General features: G+C 58.0%; 19 protein-coding genes. 8 read left to right on the top strand and 11 right to left on the bottom strand.

The genetic code is table 11. From position 1 onward, the window contains the following. Positions 1-131: 131 nt before the first annotated feature. Positions 132-821: a GNAT family N-acetyltransferase gene (locus VB144_10360; protein ID MEA4884035.1), complete on the bottom strand. Its 690-nt coding sequence runs from the start codon at positions 819-821 to the stop codon at positions 132-134. A 340-nt stretch (positions 822-1,161) separates the two neighbouring features. On the opposite strand from VB144_10360, the gene VB144_10355 reads away from it, so the two are divergent. Then, a complete protein-coding gene (locus tag VB144_10355; protein ID MEA4884034.1) occupies positions 1,162-3,618 on the top strand; it encodes a VWA domain-containing protein in 2,457 nt (818 codons plus the stop codon). A gap of 135 nt (positions 3,619-3,753) precedes the next feature. On the opposite strand, the gene VB144_10350 is transcribed toward VB144_10355, so the two are convergent. From VB144_10350 to VB144_10315, 8 genes are all read right to left on the bottom strand, one after another. Then, positions 3,754-6,174, bottom strand: coding sequence for a beta-galactosidase (locus VB144_10350; GenBank protein MEA4884033.1), 2,421 nt, complete (start codon positions 6,172-6,174; stop codon positions 3,754-3,756). A 59-nt stretch (positions 6,175-6,233) separates the two neighbouring features. Beyond that, positions 6,234-8,792 carry a beta-galactosidase gene (locus VB144_10345; GenBank protein MEA4884032.1) on the bottom strand — a complete coding sequence of 853 codons (2,559 nt, stop codon included), beginning with the start codon at positions 8,790-8,792 and terminating at the stop codon, positions 6,234-6,236. 207 nt (positions 8,793-8,999) lie between these two features. Beyond that, the gene (locus VB144_10340; GenBank protein MEA4884031.1) at positions 9,000-9,857 is read right to left on the bottom strand and encodes a carbohydrate ABC transporter permease; all 858 of its coding nucleotides are present in this window, start codon (positions 9,855-9,857) and stop codon (positions 9,000-9,002) included. A gap of 16 nt (positions 9,858-9,873) precedes the next feature. Continuing rightward, the gene (locus VB144_10335) at positions 9,874-10,827 is read right to left on the bottom strand and encodes a sugar ABC transporter permease (protein ID MEA4884030.1); all 954 of its coding nucleotides are present in this window, start codon (positions 10,825-10,827) and stop codon (positions 9,874-9,876) included. Positions 10,828-11,036: 209 nt separating this feature from the next. Next, the gene (locus tag VB144_10330) at positions 11,037-12,263 is read right to left on the bottom strand and encodes an ABC transporter substrate-binding protein (GenBank protein MEA4884029.1); all 1,227 of its coding nucleotides are present in this window, start codon (positions 12,261-12,263) and stop codon (positions 11,037-11,039) included. A gap of 131 nt (positions 12,264-12,394) precedes the next feature. After that, the gene (locus tag VB144_10325) at positions 12,395-13,459 is read right to left on the bottom strand and encodes a LacI family DNA-binding transcriptional regulator (GenBank protein ID MEA4884028.1); all 1,065 of its coding nucleotides are present in this window, start codon (positions 13,457-13,459) and stop codon (positions 12,395-12,397) included. Positions 13,460-13,572: 113 nt separating this feature from the next. After that, positions 13,573-14,025 (bottom strand): type II toxin-antitoxin system VapC family toxin, encoded by a 453-nt coding sequence (locus VB144_10320; GenBank protein ID MEA4884027.1) that lies wholly within the window; start codon positions 14,023-14,025, stop codon positions 13,573-13,575. 18 nt (positions 14,026-14,043) lie between these two features. After that, positions 14,044-14,409: a helix-turn-helix domain-containing protein gene (locus tag VB144_10315; GenBank protein ID MEA4884026.1), complete on the bottom strand. Its 366-nt coding sequence runs from the start codon at positions 14,407-14,409 to the stop codon at positions 14,044-14,046. A 116-nt stretch (positions 14,410-14,525) separates the two neighbouring features. Here VB144_10315 and VB144_10310 point away from each other — a divergent pair, with 116 nt between their 5' ends. Next, a complete protein-coding gene (locus VB144_10310) occupies positions 14,526-14,747 on the top strand; it encodes a hypothetical protein (GenBank protein ID MEA4884025.1) in 222 nt (73 codons plus the stop codon). Positions 14,748-14,817: 70 nt separating this feature from the next. Then, positions 14,818-15,561, top strand: a complete 744-nt coding sequence (locus VB144_10305) for an effector binding domain-containing protein (protein MEA4884024.1) — start codon at positions 14,818-14,820, stop codon at positions 15,559-15,561. 97 nt (positions 15,562-15,658) lie between these two features. Here VB144_10305 and VB144_10300 read toward each other — a convergent pair whose 3' ends face one another. Continuing rightward, the gene (locus VB144_10300) at positions 15,659-15,937 is read right to left on the bottom strand and encodes a MetQ/NlpA family ABC transporter substrate-binding protein (protein MEA4884023.1); all 279 of its coding nucleotides are present in this window, start codon (positions 15,935-15,937) and stop codon (positions 15,659-15,661) included. A 283-nt stretch (positions 15,938-16,220) separates the two neighbouring features. On the opposite strand from VB144_10300, the gene VB144_10295 reads away from it, so the two are divergent. The 4 genes from VB144_10295 to VB144_10280 all read left to right on the top strand — a co-directional run bounded on the left by VB144_10295 (position 16,221) and on the right by VB144_10280 (position 19,419). After that, a complete protein-coding gene (locus VB144_10295; GenBank protein MEA4884022.1) occupies positions 16,221-17,123 on the top strand; it encodes an ABC-three component system protein in 903 nt (300 codons plus the stop codon). Beyond that, positions 17,120-17,368 carry an ABC-three component system middle component 6 gene (locus VB144_10290; GenBank protein MEA4884021.1) on the top strand — a complete coding sequence of 83 codons (249 nt, stop codon included), beginning with the start codon at positions 17,120-17,122 and terminating at the stop codon, positions 17,366-17,368. Before VB144_10295 ends, VB144_10290 begins: the two co-directional genes overlap by 4 nt. After that, positions 17,365-19,086: an ABC-three component system protein gene (locus VB144_10285; protein MEA4884020.1), complete on the top strand. Its 1,722-nt coding sequence runs from the start codon at positions 17,365-17,367 to the stop codon at positions 19,084-19,086. The genes VB144_10290 and VB144_10285 overlap by 4 nt, the downstream gene beginning before the upstream one ends. A 147-nt stretch (positions 19,087-19,233) precedes the next feature. Then, entirely contained in the window at positions 19,234-19,419 is a 186-nt protein-coding gene (locus VB144_10280) for a hypothetical protein (protein ID MEA4884019.1), read from the top strand. Between the two features lie 186 nt (positions 19,420-19,605). Here the strand turns inward: VB144_10280 and VB144_10275 are convergent, their stop codons facing one another. Next, entirely contained in the window at positions 19,606-20,664 is a 1,059-nt protein-coding gene (locus tag VB144_10275) for an ATP-binding protein (GenBank protein MEA4884018.1), read from the bottom strand. Positions 20,665-21,086: 422 nt separating this feature from the next. Here VB144_10275 and VB144_10270 point away from each other — a divergent pair, with 422 nt between their 5' ends. Next, on the top strand, positions 21,087-22,415 hold the full coding sequence (locus tag VB144_10270) for an MFS transporter (protein MEA4884017.1): 1,329 nt from the start codon (positions 21,087-21,089) through the stop codon (positions 22,413-22,415). Positions 22,416-22,446: the final 31 nt, after the last annotated feature.

Genomic DNA, 22,446 nt, shown 5'->3' with positions numbered 1-22,446 from the left:
CTCCCGGAGCCAGCTGGCTCCGGGAGTTCGGAGCTTGCTCATCCCAATCCGTGTTGGCGAGCGATCCCTGAGGCCGCCGGGGTAACATTCACCTTCTAACTGGGTATTTGTCCGGAGGCAACATAACAGTACTAGGCCAGGAAGTTGCCGGGCGGCGAGATGGCTTTGCGCGCTAGGCGCTCTTTGATAACACGTTCGAGTTCCTCGCGGCGGATGGGCCCGGAGAAGGGTGCGACCCCGTCTATGTAGAGGTTCCCTTCGCCCAGTCGGAGTGCGTCGGCGTGGGTGCGGATCACGTATTCGCGAGTGATTACTATGTCTGAGATCGAGCCGGCAATGGACAGATACTTACGATACTGCTGCATCACCCACGGGCATCTGAGACCGAATACGGCCTCCACCCTTACGGCGTCTTGCGGGAAAGCATCGCTGTGAGATTGTCCGAAATGCACTGCGGGAGAGGAAGAGGCTAGGGACACTCTGACATCGGCGCGTGGATCAGCCTTGCGGAGGAGCGCCGTTGCCCGGCTGGCTTTCTGCTCAACCTGTTCGAAACCAAACCGCTTAAAGAAGGCGGGAGGCATCCAACCAGGATATGTAAGAACCGCAACCCCCTTGGATCCCTGCGCGGCATCAAGGGCGAGTCGCATGAGGGAGCCTGCAATCCCCAGACCGCATGCCTTATCAAGCACCCATATGCACCTGATTACCCACAGACCGTCACCTTCCAAGGGAACCGGCGCCGCCTCAATAGGCATGATCTCTATGCGGCCAACGGGCTCCCCTTCCTCCAAGAAGGCGCCAAACACCTTTGCGCCCATGGCGGCTGCCTGCCGGTGCGCATCGGCGCTTTCCTTCAGGGCTGCAAGCACCGCCTCAGGTTGTCCGGCCTGTCGGCATTGTCTGTTGGCACTACTCCTGTGCGCGAGGTGCGGACGGGGACGATGGATAAAAGGGGACGGATTCGGTCATGGCGAATCAGAAAATGGCAAGGTTTGCGGCTGCTTCAGTCCCAGCTGTGGCAGTGGCCACCACGTGCGATTCGGTCTGATAACATGAAGGAATCCTGGCACACTTGTCAAATAGTCGCAGTACATTTCTGCCACGCACACCATCGATGTCAAGCGCGAAATAGCTCAACTCCTAAGGAGGGACACAGCCTTGAGACGCACGCGTCATGCCGTAATGCTGGCACTGACCGCATGCTTACTGGCGGCCATCGTCTCATCCCATGCGGGCGCGCAGGCGCCGGTCGCCAGCGAGAAGACTTACATTGAGCTGATTCTGGACTCCTCAATCAGCATGAGCAACCGGGTGGAAGGCTGGAAGTCCAGAATGGACGTGGCCAAGGCCGTCATGGAGCAGCTCATCCGCGACCTCCCGGAAGATCCGAATCTCATGGTGGCGCTTCGGATCTACGGGGCTGAGCTGCGGCCGGACCTCACCCCCTGCGAAGACACTGTGTTGGTTCAGCCCTTCACCCCCGTGGCTGAGGCCCGGCAGAACATGATCGACCAGGTCAAGTCGATGAAGGCCAGGGGCATGACGCCCATAGCCCTCTCCTTGGAGCAGACGGCGAAGGACTTTCCCGACAAGAAGGCTCGTAACATAATAGTCCTCATCACCGACGGCGAGGAGAGCTGCGGCGGCAACCCGTGCGCGGTATCCGCCCGGTTGCAGGCAGATGGGATCTTCACAAAACCATACGTGGTGGGGTTCGCCCTGGGTGAGAAGGAAGCCGCCAGAGTGCGCTGCATCGGCGACTACTACTCGGCCTCTGATACGGCCTCGCTCAGGCAGGCTCTCTCCACGATCATGGCCCGCGCTATCGCTCCGACGCAGATAGAAGTGGAGGCCTGGGCGGGCGCGGCTAACGTGACGCGGCAGGCCGACATCGAGATAGTGAAGTCCACGGGCGAAATCGTGCAGTCGTCCCGCGCCGCGCAGGACCCGCCGATCGTGCGCGCGCAGGTGGACGAGGGCCAGTACATGGTGCGCGGTCGGCTCCTCGTCGGCTCGCAGGTACTGACGGCTGAAGCCGTGGGGATCGCAGCCAAGCCCGGTCAGATCAGCCTGGTGAGGCTGGACTTCGGATCGCTGGACGGCAGGGTCCGCGTGACCGCGCGGGCGTCCGGGCAGGACGTGAGCGACCGCGTCGATATCCGCGTATTGAAGGCGGGCACGCCGGTGGCCTCAAGCTTGGCCGGGATCCCGCCCACCACGATGCTGCCGGCGGGCGACTACACGTTCGTCATCACCCACAGGCAGTATCCTGAGCTCACCAGGACGACGGTGGCCACAGTGCAGGCCGGCCGGGACACGTTCGTTGATGTGGACCTGGGCGAATTGCCGGCGGCGCTCGAGGTGACTGTGACCTACCGGGGAGCGGCCGTATCGAACCTGTGCCAGCTGAGCGTGCTCGCGCCAGGGCAGGCGGGGCAGGTGATCCGGAGCACAGCAGACGGACGTGTGTTCCGCTGGACTTCAACCCCCGGAACCTACGATCTCAACATAATGTACCGTGGCGCTGTCGCGGTCGAGAAAGCTGTTCCCGGCGTGCAGCTGGCAGGCGGTCGAACGACCAGCGTAACGGTGAACTTGGACGACCTCCTCGGCACGCTCAGAGTGCGCGTGGTGGCCGGGGGGCGCGACGTTGCCGCCGATTCAAGGGTTACGGCGGCGGGCCGCGACGGCAAGGTCGAATTGCCGTACACGGCCGGCGTGCGCGAGGCCATTGTGACGCCTGGCGTCTACGCCGTCGGCGCCGTCTACCGCGACATTGAGAGCAATATGCATGAAGCATACGTCGAGCCCGGGCAGACCACGGATCTGACGATCGAAGTCAAGCTGCCAGGTCGAATTGCGATACTGCCGTCCATTGAAGGCAAGCCAATGAGGCCCGACAAACTCACGGCACGGGCGTATCTTGATGGGGTTTCGGTCGGCAGCGCCTCGGTTCAGCCCGACCGGGTCGAGTTGATCGTCCCGGAGGGTACGTACAATGTCGTCGGTGAGATATCTGAACCGTTCGCCCAGCGGCGCGAGGCGCCTGGAGTTCAGGTACAGGCTGGCGAGACGGTCCAAGTCGAAATGGATTTCGACCCGGAGGGACTCATCCGCCTCCGGGTTATGGCTGACGGAAAACCCGCGGGGGCGAGTGTCCGAGTGTACTTCAACGGCAAGGAAATCGGCAAGTACTCGCAGATGAGGAAAGTCGAAAAAGGCGTGTATGAGCTCCAAGTCCCAGTTGGCGTGCATGATATCGAGATCGAGCCTGAACTCGCCGGAATTGGCAAGCAATGGCTCCGTGGGGTCGAGGTCACCGGCGGCGCCACAGTCGAGAAAACCCTCGACCTGGGCGGCAGCGGTCTCCTGCGCATACGGGTCATACTTGACGGAAAACCCGCGGGGGCGAGTGTCCGAGTGTACTTCAACGGCAAGGAAAGCGGCAAGTACTCGCAGATGAGGAAAGCCGAAAAAGGTGTGTGTGAGCTCCAAGTCCCAGCTGGCGTGCACGATATTGAAATCGATCCCGATGCGAAAGGGATTTCGAACCAGTGGATCCGAGGAGTCGAGGTTACTGGCGGCGCCACTGTCGAGAGAACCCTTGCTCTCTGAGCATGGGCCGAAAGCCGCCATCGTGTTCTCACAGATGATGGGGAGGAGACGCGGCCAAGAGACGTGTCCTTCCCCTTCCTGCCATATCGAGTCCCATGCGCCTGTGCGCGCCGCCTCTGCTTCAGATAATCAGGGTCAAAGCCCCACCACCAGCACATCGCCGGGGGATTCATTCCTGTGGGCATCCCTTCGTACATCTCGCCGAGGATCCCACCCAGGATCCTGCTTAGCATCCCGCTGAACATCCCGCCCGGACTCCGCACCCGCATTCGCGGCCAGGTCCGTGTCGACTTCCACTTCCACCGCCGTCCGGCTTCTCTCGCATTCATTGATGCCTTTGGCGAGGTAGGCAGAGAGTCTGCCGTTCTCCATCCTTACGACGGCTGCGCCCCTGGCGGGGAGCTTGATTCTCAGCTCCTGGCTTACCCCGGGCCCGCCGGCCTGCCCGATCCGGAGCCGCGCTGTGTGCCACATGACCTCGTCCGACCTCGAGAAGACGAATGTGTGTGAAACGTCCCGGACCGGGTGACGATAGCACCATACCTGTGTGCGCGGGTCATTGCAGACGATGCCGTATTCGCCCGTCGCCTCACGGATGATGTGCATGAACTCCTCCGACCTCGGGAATTCGGCCTCAAGGGGATTGCCGGCCAGATAGTAGGCAGCGCCTTTCGCTCTTCTGCGTGCCGTTTTGTAGGCCACTGGCTGACCTTGAACGGTGAAGAAAACCTCGCCAATGACCTCGCTAAGCGTGTAGACCCAGGGCAACTTCTCGCCCGTCTGGTCCACCTGCGCGTTGCCAAGCCTGAGGCCGCGCTTGTGACCATACACCTCGTCCAAAAGAACCCTGCAGGGGGCGAATTCCTCGTCGTACTCCGGGATGTCCCCCAGGAGGATCAGCTGCCCTCCACATTCCACGTAATCCCTTAGCTTGCTCTGCACGCATCGTTCCATGAAGAACCCACCCACCAGCGCGATCGCTCGGTGCTCGAGAAGCGCTCGTAGTTCGGCCGTTTGAAGGTTCACCATTCCGAAGTCGAGGTTTTCGCTGCGCATGTTTCTTTGGAACCCCTCGAGACCCTTGTATCCGCACCTGGGTGGGTTCAGGCCGTGGCGACCCCAGAACTCCGAGGCGCCGTCGACGGCATGGGGGGCCCACGCGGCGACATGAGCGTATGGCAGGTAGAGGCCGTAAGCGACTGCCTGCTCTGTAGCAGACTCCAGTATCTCCTCACCGAACCGCCCAATGTACCCGCTGAGCAGCTGCAGGACCTTGTACTTATCGGTCAGCTCTCCGGTATGGGTTATGGGGCTGCAGTCGGGGTAGGGCTTCGGGTGGAAACGGTCCAGATCGTCGTCCCAGTGGGCGGTTCCTACTCCGGTATACACGTTAAACCCGGTCGCCCCCGCAGCGACTGCAAGCAGGGTCTGGTAGAAAGGTATCGCCGGGTGCTGATAGCGTGAATCATAGATATCGGAAAAGCTCCAGTTCTCCTCGAGATTCGGGCCATGCGCCCGCTTTATGAGGGTTAGGTAGCGATGGAAGGCGGAGTCATCGTGCGACACTACGCCAATCCAGTTGGTGTGACCGTAGGCCACGCTATCCCACCTCTCGGGCTCAACTCTGCTCAGCCAGTAGTCAGTCCCGCCAGGCTCGTTTAGGGGCGGGTTCATGTTTGTGAGATGCGGGACGCTTTTGGTCAGGGACCCGCCATATTCCCCGAGAAGCTTCTTCATGTAAACGGCCTGGTACTCGGACCAGTCCATGTATCTTCGCAGGCCCGAGAGGTTCTCAGGGCAGGTCCATTCCCGCGGGGGGTCGATCTGGGCAAATGACCCGTAGCAGGCGCCGTTTGCCCAGTTGAATGCTGATGCGGTCTGGTACTTAGTCTGGAGGAAATCACGGTAGAACTGCACCGAAGACGGGGAAAAATCGTAGTCCATGGGCGAGCGCTGGCCGTCGGAGTAAATGCCCTCGTTCATCACCTGAATGGCGATGACGTTTCCGTCAGGGAAGAGGTTAGGGCGGATCAACTCTCGGTCCACCGCGCCGAACCATTCCCGAACCATCGTCGCGAACTCCTCCTGCATGGGGGCGGGCAGCGGGTTGTGCCATAGTCTCATTTCGCCCGCATGGTCAAGCATGTACTCCGTCTTGCTGCTATTCTGAGGGTTCACGAAGTCGGGCAGCCCGCCGTAGTTGAGCTCCGCGTGTACGAAAGGCCCAGGCTTGATTATGACGTACAGCCCCATATCGCGGCAGAGCTCGATGAAGTGCTTCACGTCGCGCGAGCCTGATGTGACGCCCGCGAAGTCGAAGCGAAAGCCGGAATCGTAATCAGAATCGAACCGACTCCCGCCGTCTGCCGCATGTAGTGCGTGATGCCGCCATGGAACATAGAAGGTTATGATGCCAATGCCGGCTGCCTTGAGCTTCGCAAGCCGGTCAGGCCAGTTTTCCTTTCTATCCCGGTAGTACGGGTAGTCCGCCGACAAAAGGAACGTTTTCTTCCCGCCTAGCATGAGGACTCCTGCGGACATGCTCGCTTCTCGCAACTGAAAACCCCCTGCCATCCGCTGTGTGCCACTTGTTGTCTGCTATATGCCCTATGTCGTCAGTCGCCCATCATGATGCGGTACTCGTCCGCATGGCCCTGATTGGTGTCGTAGTGGAACCTCACGGTGCAGGAGGCGAATTCGAATTGTGCGGCCTCGTCGTGCGGGCCGTACACTCTTATGCTCTTTCCTTCAGCAGACTGCCCCAGGTAGATCTCTACCCCCGTGTCCCGGTCGGCTGAGAACCTTAGCTCGCTCGCCGACTCCCAGGTGAAGTCGGCCTGACTGGCTTCACTCAACTTGATGCCGCCGATGGCGGGGATGATGGCGTAGGTGCAGGGAGCGGGGCAGGCCCCAGCACTGGCCCCGGAACTAGAGCTGGCGCTGGAACGACCGTTGAGGGAGGCACTCACGATGGCGCCGTCCCTTAGATGCAGTATAGAGCAGCTGAGGCCGTCGACGACCGTATCAACCTGTACCAGCCGGCCGCGATCAAAGGCGTCCACGCAGGACAGGCACACGTTTTTTGGCTCTTTCGCCCGGTTCACGGTGAACATGTATATGTCGTGGGTGCACTGGTTTACGAGGGGGATCACTTCCACGTTAGGATCATTGGAGTAGGCGTACCGGTCCACACACCCTTCTTCCTTGGCGAGTAGGGAGAAGAGGCTGGCGTCCACGCAGTAGGCGCCTATGTATATGACCTTGCCCAGTCCATAGTCTCGTTCAACTGCCACGGGCTCTCCAGCCTCGTCGCGCGCCCGCACGCGATACTCCGAGCCTTCGTCCGCCTCATGGATCTCGAGAGTGTTGACGATGTACGACCCTTTGATCGGCCTGCCGAGGCCGTCCCACATGACGTCTTCAGGCATCCTGCACTTCCTCGTGCCGCGCACCGTGATGCCGGCCAGCAGATGTCTGCTGATGGCCGTGCAACCTCTGGCGGCGAGGTCATACTCAGGCATCGACGGCATCAGGACGAGCTTGCCGCCGCGCCGGACGTACTCGATCAGCCTATCCTGAACGGCGGAGTCCATCATTTCTTGGCTCAGAACGATCAGGAGCTTTTTCTCGAGCAGTTGCTCCACCGAGGCCGTCTCGAGGTCCGCCGCGTCATATTCCATGTCCAGCTTGATGAAGCCTTCCGTGAGACTCTGCAGGAATTCGTTAGCCCCAATCGTGGTAGTGAAGGCTGATTGAAGGCAGTAGTCGTCGGCCTTGGCCCAGTTCGCGTAGACCTTCGGATAGTTGTACGGGGTGTAGAAACCCATGGCGATGTCAGACGGCGAGGTCGCTGCGAGCAGGTTCTTTGCTTCACGCTCGGTGTACCTGGTTAGCCTTATGAGGGAGTAGTAGGCGGGCCTCAGCCCGCCGTGGGCGTCGATGGGGGCCCCTCCCGGGTAGGGTTCAGGGTTGTTGCTGTATTTCTGGCTCACCGTCCGGCTGCCTACCTGTCCATCGATAGTGCCGGCGTTATCTGCATCGATGATGGTGTACACGTTCGTGCCTCGAAGGAAGGGCATGGTGCAGCGGGTGAGGAAATCGTACTCCCGGGCGTTTCCCCAACCCCAGTTGAGCTCGGGAGCGATGCTAGGCCTCGCTGCCTGCGCGCCGCGGAGCTCCTTGAGCCTGCGCATCGCCCAGGCGTAGGAGTAGAGGCTGTACATGGGGTGAACCGGGAGCCAGAAGTTCGCCCCGATCCACATCGCGGTCGACGCCTCTCGGAAGCTCATCGGGGCTTCGTTTTCGAGCATGCCGGCGTCATGATAGAGGGGCGCCCTAATGCCGCAGTCTCGCATCATGCTGCCGTACTCAGTCAGAACCCTGCCTCCATACCATTCCTTGAAAGCTACCCAGTCCTGGAAGGCAAGCCAGCCCCGGAGTGAGTCGAATTCCCACGTCCTCTCCTTGGGCTGCGCGATCTCAGCGTAGCTTCCGAATTTGGTGGTGTGCAGGAGGTTGTAGTCCGCAATGCTCCCGTAGCGTTGCTGCACCCAGCCGCGGTAGAGCCCGCCAACAGCCGCGGTGTATCCCCAGGAGAATGGATTCGCAAGTTCGCTGGTGCTGTAGGGGATCTCGTTCTCGATCTGCACCGCCACCACGGGGCCGCAAGGATACTGATAGGCAGACACTGCGTCTGCAAAGGCCTTATACCATTTGCGCACGTAGCCCATGTACACCTTGTTCAGATAGTCAGGCAGAGGCTTGGCGTCCTGGCGGAATCCTACGTTCCGACCGAACTGATCTTTCATCACTATCTCCGGGTGGGCGGACGTGAGCCAGTCAGGGATCCCTCCGTGGCTAACCTCAGCGCAGATGAACGGGCCGGGCTTGGGGATGAGGTACATCCCCTTGTCGCGAACAAGCTCGATGAACCGAAGCAAGTCTCGTCGGTCGACTCCCGTCTTGCCTGTGAAGTCGAACTTCCCCTCCTCGTACTCGTGGAAGTTCCACGGCACGTAGGCGGTGATGAACCTCACACCCGCCTGCTTCACCTTCACCAGACGGTCCTCCCATTCGGACGGTGAGAGCCTGTAGTATGGGAAGTCACCAGACCAAAGATAAGTTGGCGCCCCGTCGAAGAGCACGTAGTCAGACGTGTATGAAAGCCCTATCACTGCTGCGTTTCCTCCTTCGAGTTCGATGCTGTGTCCATCGCCGCATCCGTGGCTACGTTCGCCGCCGTCGCTGCCGCAGCCGGCAATGCTGAGGTCGCATCGGGCAGGCCAGCATGTTCCCAGCGTGATCAGGCAGGCCAGCGCCAGAGGAACAGCAATGACCACGAGGCTGTGCGATCGGGATTGGCCTCGATTCGGCACCGTTCATCATCCCTTCAGACTCCCCGCCATGATGCCTTCCACGATGTATCTCTGGAAGATCAGGAAGAGCACGATCAGCGGGAGGGCCACTACAACTGAGCTTGCGATCAGCACGTGATATCTTGTGTTGCCCACCGTAACGAGGCTTCCCAGTCCCAGGGCGAGGGTGTAGTTCTTCTTATCGATTAGCGCCACGAGAGGCCATAGGAAGTTGTTGTAGTTCCAGAGGAAGGTGAATACGCCCTGCGTTACCACAGCGGGCCTCACCAGCGGCAGGACGATCTGAAAGAAAGTGCGGAACCTTCCTGCCCCGTCCACCCTTGCCGCCTCCTCGAGGGACGCCGGCACGCCCATGAAGAACTGGCGCATCATGAACACGTTGTACACCGACATCACGAACGGGAATATCAGGGCGGACTTCGTATTGTACATTCCTAGAGTCTTCACCATGAGGAGGTTGGGAATCAGTAGTACGGTGGCGGGAACCATCAGGCTCATCAGCATTATCTTAAAGATCTTGTCGCGCCCGGGGAAGTTGATCCTGGCGAAGGCGTAGCCTGCCATGCTGTTGAGCAAGAGGTTCACCGACGTGTTGATGATCGCCACAATGAGAGTATTCTTGGCCAAGAGCGGGAAGTCGAGGAAGTCGAAAGCTTCCGTGTAGTTTTCGAACGTGACGTAGATCCTCCCCGTGTCTTTGCGCCGTGCGAAGGGGGTGGGGTGGATGCTGTACATGTCCTGCTTTTCCTTGAGCGACGAAAGGACGAGCCACACGAACGGACCTACCATGACCACGGTGGTCACGATCAGCACGAAGTAGAGGAGAAATCTGTTCACGTGCCTTCTGACCCTGCTGTAGCCCATTTGCGTCTCACCTCCCTCAGTCGTCGATAGTCTGCGGGACGAACTTGAAGTTGAGCAGCGTGATAATCAGGATTATGCTGAGCAGTATGTACGACATGGAGCAGGCGATTCCCATCTCGTAGTACCTGAAAGCATGGTTATATAGGCTCAAGACGTACGACAGCGTGGAGTCGTTGGGCCCTCCGCCCGTCAGCAGGTACATCTGGTCAAACACTTGGAAGTTGCCGATCAGGCCCGTTACCAGAAGAAAGAAGATCGTCGGCTTCAACATGGGCAGTGTTATGTGGATGAGAGTGTTGGCGGAATTGGCGCCGTCCACGTATGCAGATTCATAGAGTTCATCTGGGATTGCCTTCAGTCCGGCCAGGTAAATCAGGATGTTGTACCCCAGCCCGCCCCAGGCGCCCATGACGGCGAGAACTGGCAGGGCGGTTCGGGTCTCATTCAACCAGCTGTGCGTTGAGAAGAGCCTGTTTATCAAGGGGGTATTCCTGATGAACGCGTTCAGGAGCCCGAATTTGGGGTCGAGAATCCACTTCCAGAGGGCCGCCTGGGCAACGCCAGGGGTGACCACGGGAATGTAGAACGCTGTGCGAAAGAATGCCTGCCCCTTGACCTTCGTATTCAGTATCAGCGCCAACAGCAGGGGTATCGTAAGGGAGATGGGCGTTATCATCAGGATGTATTTGAGGGTTATCCAAAGTGACGGCCAGAACATCGGGTAGAAGAGAGTGTTCGTGAAAAGGTCGACATAGTTGCGGAGCCCCACGAACGTAGGCTTGGTGCGCATGTTCCATTCCGTGAAGCTGTATAGGAGCGACATCGCCATTGGCGTGATCTGAAACACGATGAAGTATACTATCAGCGGGGCTATGAACAGATATCCCGCTATGTATTCACGGTACTTCTCCTTCTTGAGCAGGGCGAAAATCCCAGTCCGCTTGGGGCTGGCTGCTGCTGCCGGACGCATTGCGGGCCACGCCTCCCTTGACCATCATCAGCTGCTAGGCAGAGACGGCGGTCGAGGAGGGACCGTCGGGACGAGCCAGGAGAGCGTTGGCAGGTTGTCTGGTCCCGTCTCGCTCCGTCACGTCCTGTCCGAGTCCCGACTGAGCCCCACCTCGTCGCGTCTCGTTCCGCCATGTTCATGTCCCGCCCCGGGACCACTTGCCTTGCGGTCTACTTATCTCTCTGGATTAGCAGATTGGCCTTCTTGGCCGCTTGCTTTAGGGCTTCCTCCGGGCTGAGTTCGCCCGAGAGTGCCTGGTCGAGCGCCTTGCCCACGATTTCGTCGTTGATCTTCAGCCATGATGTCATCCTCGGCCTGGCCTGAGCAGTCTCCATCTGTTTGAGGAATACCTTGAGCGACTCATCCTTGCGGTACCTGTCGTCCTGTGCTGCCTCGAGAAGCACAGGAAAATTGCCCGTGACCTCCGCGCAGAGGATGGCGTTCTCCGGCCTGTATGTAAGGAACCTTATCAGCTCCCATGCTGCCTGCGGGTTCTTAGCCGATTTGTAGATCACCAGGTTCTCGCCGCCGATGTTGGACGCGTGGATGCCGTCCTTAGTTTTCGCCGGCACCAGGGCAACGCCGAACTTGAGGTTGGGGAAGTTCTGGCGGAACCCGCTTATCTCCCACGGGCCGGATATCTTCGTTGCCACAAGGCCATTCTGGAAGGAGTTAGCGCTATCCTGCACTTCCTTGTCAGAATACTTCCTCATCTCCAGCCACAGCTTGAGCGCGTCTATCGCGGGCTGCTCATCGAATGCCACCTTGGTCTCGTCGTCACTGACCATCCGACCGCCGGCCGACGCCACGAAGGCGGGGAACAGCCAGGCGCCCCAGCCGCCGCCCGGGGGCACTTCCATGGCCGCAATCTGGCCCTTCTTGTACACCTTCTTGGCCATGTCGATCCACTCGTCCCAGGTGGTGGGAGGGGTCTTGATGAGGTCTCGGTTGTAGTACAGCGCCACGCAGGTCTGATTGAGCGGCAGGCCGTAGAGCTTCTTGCCCACCACGTTTGTGTTCAGGGCGCCCTGATAGTACTTGCTCCTGTCTATCCCGGTCTTGCCGTCAGCATACGGATCGAGGTTCAGAAGGATTCCGTCCACCGCGAACCTCGGCACCAGAGGTTGATCGAGGTATGAGACTTCCGGGGCCTGCCCGGTCGCGATGGCAGTGTTCAGCTTGGTGTTGAAATCGCTCTTGGGGATGTATGTGATCTCTACATCATAACCGGTCTCGCGCTCGAACAACGCAACTGCCTTCTCGAGTTGTTCCCGCTTCAGCTCGGGCTCGTACACCCAGAATGATACGGCGCCCTTTGCAGCGGCAATACCCATGGGCGTCAGCAGGCAGGCCATCAAGAAGATGACCGCCAGGAGACTCGCAAACCGTTTGATCATGCACCACTTACCTCCCTATTAGTTCTCGCGTTCTCGGTTCCGCCACATGAATCAGTGCCTCGCATCACGCTGTTTTCCCCGTCATCCCTCCCTTTGGTATCGGTTTCATTACTCGCGAAAATGATATGGCTCTAGCAACCGCACGACTCACGCACAATCAGCTCCGGCCTCAGGATTAGATTGGTGTTCCTCCGTCCCCTTTCCCTGTCGGTGAGATGCGCTATGAGCTGCTCGCCAAGGAGCACGCCGATGTTATAGGTCGGCTGGCTCACTGTGGTGAGAGCGGGGCTAGTGTACTGAGAGATACGTATGTTGTCGAAACCGATCAAACCCAACTGCCGGGGTATGTCGATGCTGCGCTTCTTCGCAGCCCGCAGCACGCCGAGGGCCATTTCGTCATTGGCGCAGAAGATGGCGTTTGGGGGCTCTGGAAGGCTCATCAGACGTACAAAAGCGCTGCTTCCGCCCTCTTCTGAGTAACCGCCGTTCTCAATGTACTCATCGTGGATTTCAATGCCGGAATCCGAAAGCGCCTTCTTGAAACCGTGGAGCCTCGCACGGTGGTCGTAGTCGTTCTCCGCCTCTATCCCGCCTATGTACGCCACCCTGGCAAAGCCGTGGGAGCATAGATGCCTCACTGCCTGGTAGGCCCCGTAGACGTTATCGACAGTGATGGAAGGGATGCCGTGCTGCTCCATGTTCCTTCCAAACACCACTATGGACATGTTCTCAGCGTGGAGATGCACCAAATCGTCATCGGCAACCTGGGGCACGACGAACACCATTCCATCCACGCTGCCGTCATATAGGAACCTGATGTGGTCATTCTCCTTCGACTTGCTGTTCTGCGCGTCGCACACTATCAGGCGGAAGCTCATCTCATTAGCCCTGTTCTCGATGCCTTTGATTATCTCCGAATAGAAAGATGCCGAGATGTCGGGCACGATCACGCCGATGGTGTTGATCAGGTTGTTGCGCAACGTCTTCGCTGCGAAGTTGGGAGTATAGCTGAGTTCCTTGATCACGGCAATGACCTTATCTCTGGTCTCCTCTTTGACCGTATCTTTGTGGTTGAGCACACGAGAAACCGTGGCCACCGACACGCGGGCCCTATCAGCAACATCCGTGATGGTGTATTTCATCTGCTTCTGCTCCCGTATCTTGATATTGAAAACGGTTACATTGTCCATCACCATTATGGCTAATCCTTTTCCACGTGTCAACACCGTTTCATGGGATCGTGCCCAAGTAGAGAAGGCTTGTATTCGACCACGAAGGGATAGATCGGTCATCGCCCACAGGATGCAGGTCAGGCCTTGGCGAGGGGGTTTACGATCATATCGGGAGACCAGCCCAGGGCTGAAATCAGTGCTTCATCACACGTGTACAGCCTGGTTCCTGTGAGTTCAGACAGGGCTGCATATGATGCGTCATATACGGTGTACAGGCCATGGCGATTCGCCATCTCCCAGGCGCGCCTGAGGAGGAAGGGGGGACTTACGTGCTGGATGGCAAGAGATTCGAAAAGGTGCAGGCGCTGACGTGCCTCATCGACGCTGACGCTGCCCCTGGCTGCGAGTTTTCGCAACACCGAGGCCACCTCATAGTCGATGAGGGACGGGGCTATCATCCTGACGCCCTGCCGCATCCATTCTTCCAGCACGTCGAGGGCCTGCAGGGAATCGGGCTCACTCACAAGCCACTTTACGACCAGGCTTGCATCTACGCACACGCAGCTTTCAAATCTCGCTCTCTCCGACACGGTATAGTCTCCTCCAGCCTATTCTTGGTCTTGCTTGTTCCACAGCTTATCGGCTCTTTCCCGCCTGATCTCGAGCAACGCAGAACTGCCGGGATAATCCGGGCTTTCGGTGGCCTGCAGGCGCCGGCGGAGTTCCGCGACCATGGAGAGGCGATGGGCATCGTCTTGAGGAGACCCATATGTCGGCTGCACCTCCCGGATCTGGTGCGCTCCTCCGGTTTCGAACCGAACCACCTCGCTCCAACGAATTCTTCGGCTCTTGCCTATCTTGATGCCCATGATGCTGCCCTGTCGCAGCCAACGCCATATTGTGGGCACTGACACCCTGAGGCAGTCGGCCACCTCGGACACGGTCATAAGCCGATCATTGCTGGTGTAAGCCACTCAAACCCCTCCTGTTCGGTTGCTATTGTATCATATACTATCATATAGTATCGTACGGCGTCAAAGCACCCGCCCCATTCCTCTATGCTGATGGGAAGCGCGATCTCTACATTACTGTGGGCAGGCTTTGGCTGATCAAGGACGAGGGAACGATCAACCGTTTCCGGGAAGCCTCGCGCTGCGCCGATATCGGCCACGAGGCGGTCAGGGCTGCTCTCGCGAACGGGGGCTGGCGCGGCAAGACGGAGATTGCCGGCATCGCAGAACATGCAATGCGAAAGGCGGGGAGTGAGTGGGCATGGTCTTTCACCGCGGGCAACGAGATAGCCTCTGGCTGAGCACACGTGAGAGGTGTACTCGCACCGGTGTGGAACTATTCTCACCATGCGATGAAGGGAGGCGCTGATGATGCTGAGTGTATGTGGTCTTCTTTGCAGCGAGTGCGATGCTTTTGGAGAAAGCTGCGGTGGATGCATTGAAGTCGCGGGAAGGCCTTCATGGACGAAGGACGTTGGCATCGATGCATGTGAACTTTTCGAGTGCTCTGCGAACAGAGGATTTGATGCCTGCGGGGAATGCGATTCGGTCCCGTGCAAGCGAATGATAGAGCTGAGAGACCCGCGAGTCGCGGCAGAAGCGCACATCGAGGAAGTGCGCGCCAGGGTGGGCCGATTGCGAAGTCATCAGAGCCGGTCAGACAGGGAGATCCAAGTTCGTCAACTGGACGAGATCACGTTCGTAGGCTTCGCCCTTCGCACTTCAGTATCGGCGCCGAAGGATGTGATACCCCGGTTCTGGGATGAGTTCTGGCAGACCGGAAAGGCCGAAGCTTTACGGAAGGCGCTCGGCGTGTGCTGCCTCGAACCTCTCTATGGCGTGTGTGCCTGCTACGACTCGTCGTCAGGCGCCTTCACGTATCTGGCAGGCGCCAAGCTGCCGCAGGGCAATTCAGTCCCCGACGGGTTCGACAGCGTGACGTTGTGTCCGTCGCTCTACGGAGTGGTGCATCTTCCAATGGACGTGCCCCAGATCCAGGCCGCCTGGGGTGAGATACACGCGTGGGGCAGGAAAGCAGGCTTCGAGGTGGGCCCGGAGGGGTTCGAATCATATCCCGACGAGAGCACCTGCGACGTGTGTGTGCAGATACGCTGACGCACCGAGCCGTAGCAGTTGACGGTTGGCAGGGTGAACACAGAAGGCTGGGCCGATCGGCCCAGCCCTTTGTCGCGCAGAACGAGAAACCGCAGGTCTAGAAGTTGAGGTCGAATGCCGGCGCCACTGATCCTCGATATTCCTTCGCGATGAACTCCGCTGCCTCTTTCGACGTGAGCGCCCGGGCGAGCTCTCTCAATGCAGGGTTGTCCTTGTCGACATTACTGACGGCAAGCACGTTGGCATAGGGAAAATCGCTGTCCTCGATAAGGAACGCATCCCTTGTAGGTACCAGTTTGGCTTCCATGGCGAAGCTGGAGTTTGTGATCGCCAGATCCATGTCCTCGAGCGACCGAGGGAGCTGAGCGCATAGCATGGCGGTTGGGCGGTGTTAATCCAAATCGGCCGGGCAACGGTGCGCGTAACGACTGCGGCTCGCAAGGCCTGGTATCGCTTTCTTGCCATCACCTATTGACCGATGACCCGCGGTCCTGCAGTTTACCACGAAAACCTTTGGAAATTGGGAAGGTTTATCGAGATTGCCACAGAATCCTCATGCTGGAGGCCAATCCTGCGCGGCGCAAAGGACAATCACCAATTGGGGAAGAAGCAACCACCAGTGCCTCAGGCGAGCACAAGCCGAACGGGGGCTCTCGAATATGAACCTTCAACAAGCCTTCTACGAGCATAAGTTTGAGATCGCCTTTCTTCGGGCAAGGGGAGACGCGTTTCAGGATTTCTTTGAGAGACTGATGGGCTTCGCCTACAAGGCGGACTTCATGGCCTGCCGTCCGTGGGGCAACCGGGGAGACCGCAAGAATGATGGGTTCCTCAGGTCTGAACGACGATTGTTTCAGGTGTACGCGCCCAACGAGATGAAGGAGTCCGTGGCCATTCCCAAGATCCGCGAGGATTTCGAAGGAGCGAGAATTCATTGGGGTGTGTACTTCGATGAATGGGTATTCGTCCACAATGGAACAGATGGATTGCCTCCGCATGTGCAGAAGCTAATATTGGAATTGGAGAAAGCCAATACTGGAATCAAGCTGGAAACATGGGGACTGGAGGAGCTCCGCCTGGTTTTTCGACGTCTTTCAACTGACGATCTCCAGTTATGGTTCGGATTTGCGCCAACCGATGAAGCACGGGCCAGGCTGGGATTCAGGGACATACAGGTGGTTCTCGAGAGAATCGGGGAGCAGGCTGTCCCATTCGTGCAACCGGTGAGGGACGTTCCGATGGGCAAAATCAAAGCTAATGCCCTATCGGAAAGCGTTGCGGCTCTGTTGAAGGCCGGCATGGCAAAAGCGCCATTGGTGGACGAATTCTACAGCCGGTGGCATGACGCGACCCTCGGAGAGCGGATCGCGCAGTCGTTTCGGACCAAGTATGAGTCGTTGCGCGGCAGATTCTCGCCCAATGAGATCTTCGCCGAGCTGCAGGTTTGGGTTGGGGGCGATGATCAAGGCACTCCTGAACACCAGCTGGCTGTGCTTGCCGTGATGGCTTACTACTTCGAGAGCTGCGACATTTTCGAGGAAGCACGGGGGGACGAGTCATGATTCTTCCTTCCAAGCACCTTTCACAGGACCGTGCTCTTCTCACCGTAGGGGTCGGCATTTTGCAGCACTTAGGTCAACCAAAGACTGTTTCGGCTGTTTGGGAAGAGCTGCATCGCCGAGGTGAAGAGGCACAGCATTCAGCCACGCCCTTGAAGTTCGACCAGTTTATTCTGGCTCTGGATCTTCTGTTTCTCATGGGCGCCGTTCAACTGGATGAAGGCCTTCTTAGGAGGAAGAAACCATGATTCAGCGAATCTACAGCACCCTCCCGACCTTCAAATGCCTGGACTTTCGCCCTGGCCTGAATATACTCATCGCCCAGAAAGAACAGGGAGCGACCAGTAAACAGACGCGTAACAGGGCGGGCAAGACAAGTCTGATCGAGATTGTGCATTTTCTCACCGGTGCAGATGCCGGGAAGGATTCGCCTTTTCGTACGGAGGCTCTGGTCAACGAGTCCTTCGGCATGGAGTTCGATCTCGGAGGCGAGAGGGTGTCAGTGGAGCGCAGCGGCAGTGCTAAGTCGAAGCTTCAGGTATCGGGCTCTGGCTTCGCGGGGGACATATGCAGAATCACCATCAAAGAGTGGGTTGAGGCACTTGGAGAGAGTGTGTTTGGCTTGAATGCTGGACAGGACGCTGCGGGACGCGCCCCCACTTTTCGGTCGCTCTTTGCCTACTTCGTTCGGCGACAGATCAGTGGCGCTTTCACCACGCCTGAAAAACAGGCGACGATGCAGCAGGTCGGAGATTATCAAGTGGCGCTCATGTTTCTGTTGGGTCTTGACTGGAAGATAGCGAGCGACTGGCAACAGGTGCGGGATCGCGAAAAGACCTTGGCAGAACTGAAAAAGGCGGCAGGCGCCGGGGCTTTCGGTAGCGTGATCGGCAAAGCGTCTGATCTGCGAACGCAGCTCACCGTGGCCGAAGCGCGTTTGGGCAAACTCAAATCGCAGATGGGATCGTTCCGGGTGCTGCCGCAATATCGGGAACTGGAAACAGAAGCAGATGAGATCACGCGAGACTTGAACAAGCTTGCCAATGACAACACGATCGACATCGCCATGATTCGCGACTTGGAGATTGCGTTACATGTGGAAGCTCCGCCCTCTTTGGCTGATCTAGAATCGACATATGCTGAGGCCGGCATCGTTCTCCCAGGCACAGCTGTCAGGCGTTACGACGAAGTCCGCAGTTTCCATGAATCGGTGATCCGCAATCGTCGAGACTACCTTTCCGGCGAGCTCTCCTCAGCCAAGCAGCGCTTGGAGTCCCGAGAGCAGCAGAAGGCGAAGCTGGACCAGCGCAGATCGGAGATTATGGTCATCCTTCGCAGCCATGGCGCATTGGAGCAGTTCTCCTGGCTGCAAGGCGAAGTGGGCAGAGCTGAAGCGGATGCTGAATCTCTTCGACAGCGATTCGAGGCTGCGGAGCAGCTCGAGGGCGCCCAAAACGAGCTGGAGATTGAACGGAATCGTCTGACCCTGCGCCTGCGACGGGATTTCTCTGAGGAAGGGCAACGCCTTGCTGATGCGATCCTCGCCTTTGAGGAGACATCCGGGCGGCTTTACGAGTCGGCTGGAAGCATGCAGGTAGACACGACTCCGAACGGTCCTGTATTTGGCATTCAGATGCAGGGTTCGCGCAGCAAGGGCATCAAGAACATGCAGATATTCTGTTTTGATATGATGCTCATGCGCTTGTGCGCCAAACGCGCCATTGGACCTGGGTTCCTGATACATGACAGCCATCTCTTCGACGGGGTGGACGGGCGACAGATTATCAGTGCCCTGAAGGCGGGGGCCGAAACCGCCGAAGAGCTTGGCTTCCAGTACATCGTTACTTTGAATGAAGACGATGCCTTCAAGGAGACCGTAGAAGGCTTTGATGTGCGCGAACATGTGCTGCCCGTGACTCTCACTGATGCAACTGAGGATGGCGGTCTGTTCGGCATTCGGTTTTAGAAGTCTCTGTGGAAGAAACCTCCGAGCTTGGCAGGATGCAATATCCTCTGCCTGACGCTGCGCGACCACCTAATCACAAGCCTCGCGGCAACGATGAGGCATAAGCGACAGTCCAAAAGCTGTGTAGCTCGGATCCTCTGATTGCGGATGGGCGAAAACGGGCAAGTCTGGTTCGATATTGGATCAGCAACAGTCAACTCCGATAGGGCTCTGGGCGGCGCCTGGGTGCTTGAGCAGCTTTGGGAGAAGCTCGGCATACGTGCTACGCTGGCTAGGCTTCTCGCTGATCGTCACCCTGAAGACATGGCCGAGTTGTCCAACGCACAGAGATAACCCCAGCTCAAAAGGCTATTCTATCCCGCTTGGCCATCGGGGAACCAAAGAAAACCCACGAGATCATGCTCAAGACCAAGCCCGGCGCGACATGAACCTTTCCGGCGATCTTGCCCTCAATCAGGATCAGTGCCCCAACACACGAGACAAGCTGCAGGCATGCGGCGGCCTGTGCTGAGGTGGGTCCTACCTACTCACAACAGCACATGTTGTGTTTTTGCCGCTGCCGCGTATAGAGACCAGTTGTCTGTCGGCAAGAGCATTAAGCACACGGATGGTCCGGCTCTGCGAGAGTCCCATAGCCGTTTCTATCTCTTTCCTTGAAGCGCTATCGCGTCCTATCAAATAGCCCATGACTTTGCGCTCAGTATCTGAAAGGCTGTCATCCTCAACGGAAACCTCGCGCCGGAAATTCGTGTTGGGCAGCGTTATCTTGAAGGCGTTGTCTGAGATCTCGATAGCCGGCTGTGCCTCTTGCCCATGATAGCATTCCATGATTTTCGGCATTCCTGTGCCGAACGCCTCTATCAAGTGCAGACGATAGAACACATCAGCAAGTCGATTATTGCGCAGGACGGAAACGCCCAGCATCAAGTCGCTGTACGCTATGCCTTTCGGAAGCCCGCCGAGCGAGACAAATTCGATGCGGTCATCAAGAATGCTGATGAGGACGCTGTCGCTGTATGAGTAGTCACGGTGAACAATCGCGTTTTGCAGCGCCTCGCGTACAGCCTCCGGCGGATAATCACGCATATCAATACGCTTCAATCCCGAAAACTCGGCTCTTGTTCGGTTGTACCGATTGATGTACTCATAGACATCATTGAGCTGCTTTAGCAGCGAACCCGAGAACTCCGCTCTGTCCCTAAAGACTGTTTTGCCGCTGCCTTCAAAAACGGCAACCTTTACGGTGTGTATGCATTGGTCGGAAAGCAACAGGCCAAGGTTCGAAAACGCACCGTCCTCCCCGATGATGCCGAGGGTTCTCTTCTGTTCCGCGCCGAATTTAATGTTCTCTTCCTTGAATGCTTTCTCCGCGCTAGCAAAAGTCAGCTTCTGCTTGAGCGAACGAGTAGTCTCGCAATTGTCGCCGCCTGTCTCCTTAATCATTTTCAAGATCGCGCTCTCGGTCGCCGGAACGGTAGACGCACCCTGCCTCACATAGACGCCCTCGGGCCTGATGCCTTTTCCAGCAAGGTAGTACGGGCAGGCGGCGCCCCTCTGGACTTTGACCACAACCACCATCTTGCCTTCGAGCTCTGCTTCGAATCGTTTGCAATCGAATAGAACGACCAGAAGGAGATCTCGGTCGAATTCTTGAGCTCAGAGCACGTATTTCTGCTAAGTAGTTGCCCGGCTTTTGGAATCTATCCGCCCATGGCGTTCAGGTTTGGATACATAAAGGTGCAGGCAGTAGGCATGCTGCTCATATTTGCGACACCTGTCCTCATGCCGCGACTCAATAGGTTGGCCGAGTCAGGAATCATCAGCTTTCGCTTTCTGGAGACGTTTTCAGCCACTCAGCTTGGCTTAACAGCATTGGCCCGCGCCTGCGACGGCAATCGGCAGGCGATTTTGTCCCTGGAGACGGGGCTGACGCGTCGAATTCTGTGATAGGATTCATGGTGCCGACTTCTTCGAATGTAGATTTGGACTGAGGCAGTCCCATGCTCTTAGCAGGGCTTGCAGACTGCGTCAGTGGGGTTGGCAGTCGCAGGGTTCGGACGGAAATGGATGTGGGCAGGTCAATGGCCAACGCGTTGTCGCAGGCAATTCGCTTCTTATCGAGGCAACCCCACGATTGGAAAGTCTCAGCGTGCAGAGCGTCTATAGATAGACTGCTTTATCAGATGATTTTCCCGTATCTCAGTGTGTACATAGCGCTTCTCGGGGCTACAGGGACGCAACTGGGTGTGGTCAACAGCGCCGGCATGGCTGCCGGCGCTGTGCTCGGGCTCGCGTCCGCGACTGCCGCCAACTTGATCGGGACAAAGCGAGTGTACGTGATCGGTGTGGCTTTAGCGGGCCTCTCGTATCTGGTTACAGGGTTGGCCAATAATTGGGTTGTGGCCCTCATGGGCGCCATGATCTGGTGGTGTGGATCGACTGCATCCAGCCACAGCTGCGGAATCGTCTGCGGGAGTTCGCTTCTGAACAAGGATCGGGCAACTGCCATGGGCTGCTGTGAGAGTCTTGCGCAGGGGGTGATGGGGTTTGCCGGGCCGGTAATCGGAGCGATGCTTGTCACCCGGTTTGGCGGGGTCAGCGCACAGGGAATCAGGCCCATATTCTTGATTGCTTCAGCTCTTTCGCTCGTATCGCTGTTTCTCGTATCCACCCGGCTATCGCAGCCAGAATACAGCTCTGGCCATGCGAACCAGGCCGAGCAGAGGAAGGCCTTCCGAGTTCGCCTCAATCCGCTTTCGCTGTTGGGGGAGCGGCCTGATCTGTGGCGCTTTGTGGCCGTATGCTGTCTGGCCAACCTGCCCACTGGGATGGTGCTTCCGTTTACTCAGGTGTTTGCGCGCGAGATGAAGATGGCCGACCAGTACGTGCTGGGAGCGATGGTGACTGCCGCTGCAGTGATCGGTCTGGTGCTTGGCATTCCCCTGGGCAGGTTGGCTGATAGGAAGGGACGGAAGAAGGTTCTCTATGCGCTTGCCCCTGTCTTCTGGGCCAGCAACTTGCTGCTTGTCTGGTCTTCGCGCCCAGGTCTGTTGATACTTGCAGGCGTGCTTCAGGGAGCGTTCTCTATGACACTCGTCGTCACGCAAGCCATGGCCTTCGAGCTTGCGCCTTCTGAGAGGATGAGTGACTGGCTGGCGATTCTGCGGTTCTTCAAGATGCTCATCGGCGCCGCCCTGGCCTTCGTGTCCGGTCTCATATGGGATCACCTCGGCCCGCAGTATGTGTTCCTGTTTGCCGTCGGAATTGATGCAGTTATTCGCATTCCGCTGCTTGCAGGCCTGCCTGAGACGCTTGATACGACTGTGTAGCTGCTGCATAATGACTGTTGGTAGGTCCCGG

This window comes from Clostridia bacterium (genome assembly GCA_034926675.1).
In the GTDB taxonomy this organism is placed as follows: Bacteria; Bacillota; DTU025; order DTU025; family DTU025; genus JAYFQW01.
Note: the sequence above shows the minus strand (reverse complement) of the source record. Positions and strands in the feature narration are given on the sequence as shown.

Coding starts and splice junctions, on each gene's coding strand:
- VB144_10360 (MEA4884035.1), bottom strand. CDS start 821: ATGGGCGCAAAGGTGTTTGGCGCCTTCTTGGAGGAAGGGGAGCCCGTT.
- VB144_10340 (MEA4884031.1), bottom strand. CDS start 9,857: ATGGGCTACAGCAGGGTCAGAAGGCACGTGAACAGATTTCTCCTCTAC.
- VB144_10335 (MEA4884030.1), bottom strand. CDS start 10,827: ATGCGTCCGGCAGCAGCAGCCAGCCCCAAGCGGACTGGGATTTTCGCC.
- VB144_10330 (MEA4884029.1), bottom strand. CDS start 12,263: ATGATCAAACGGTTTGCGAGTCTCCTGGCGGTCATCTTCTTGATGGCC.
- VB144_10325 (MEA4884028.1), bottom strand. CDS start 13,459: ATGGTGATGGACAATGTAACCGTTTTCAATATCAAGATACGGGAGCAG.
- VB144_10305 (MEA4884024.1), top strand. CDS start 14,818: ATGCTGAGTGTATGTGGTCTTCTTTGCAGCGAGTGCGATGCTTTTGGA.
- VB144_10300 (MEA4884023.1), bottom strand. CDS start 15,937: ATGCTATGCGCTCAGCTCCCTCGGTCGCTCGAGGACATGGATCTGGCG.
- VB144_10295 (MEA4884022.1), top strand. CDS start 16,221: ATGAACCTTCAACAAGCCTTCTACGAGCATAAGTTTGAGATCGCCTTT.
- VB144_10290 (MEA4884021.1), top strand. CDS start 17,120: ATGATTCTTCCTTCCAAGCACCTTTCACAGGACCGTGCTCTTCTCACC.
- VB144_10285 (MEA4884020.1), top strand. CDS start 17,365: ATGATTCAGCGAATCTACAGCACCCTCCCGACCTTCAAATGCCTGGAC.
- VB144_10280 (MEA4884019.1), top strand. CDS start 19,234: ATGGGCGAAAACGGGCAAGTCTGGTTCGATATTGGATCAGCAACAGTC.
- VB144_10275 (MEA4884018.1), bottom strand. CDS start 20,664: ATGGTGGTTGTGGTCAAAGTCCAGAGGGGCGCCGCCTGCCCGTACTAC.
- VB144_10270 (MEA4884017.1), top strand. CDS start 21,087: ATGCTCTTAGCAGGGCTTGCAGACTGCGTCAGTGGGGTTGGCAGTCGC.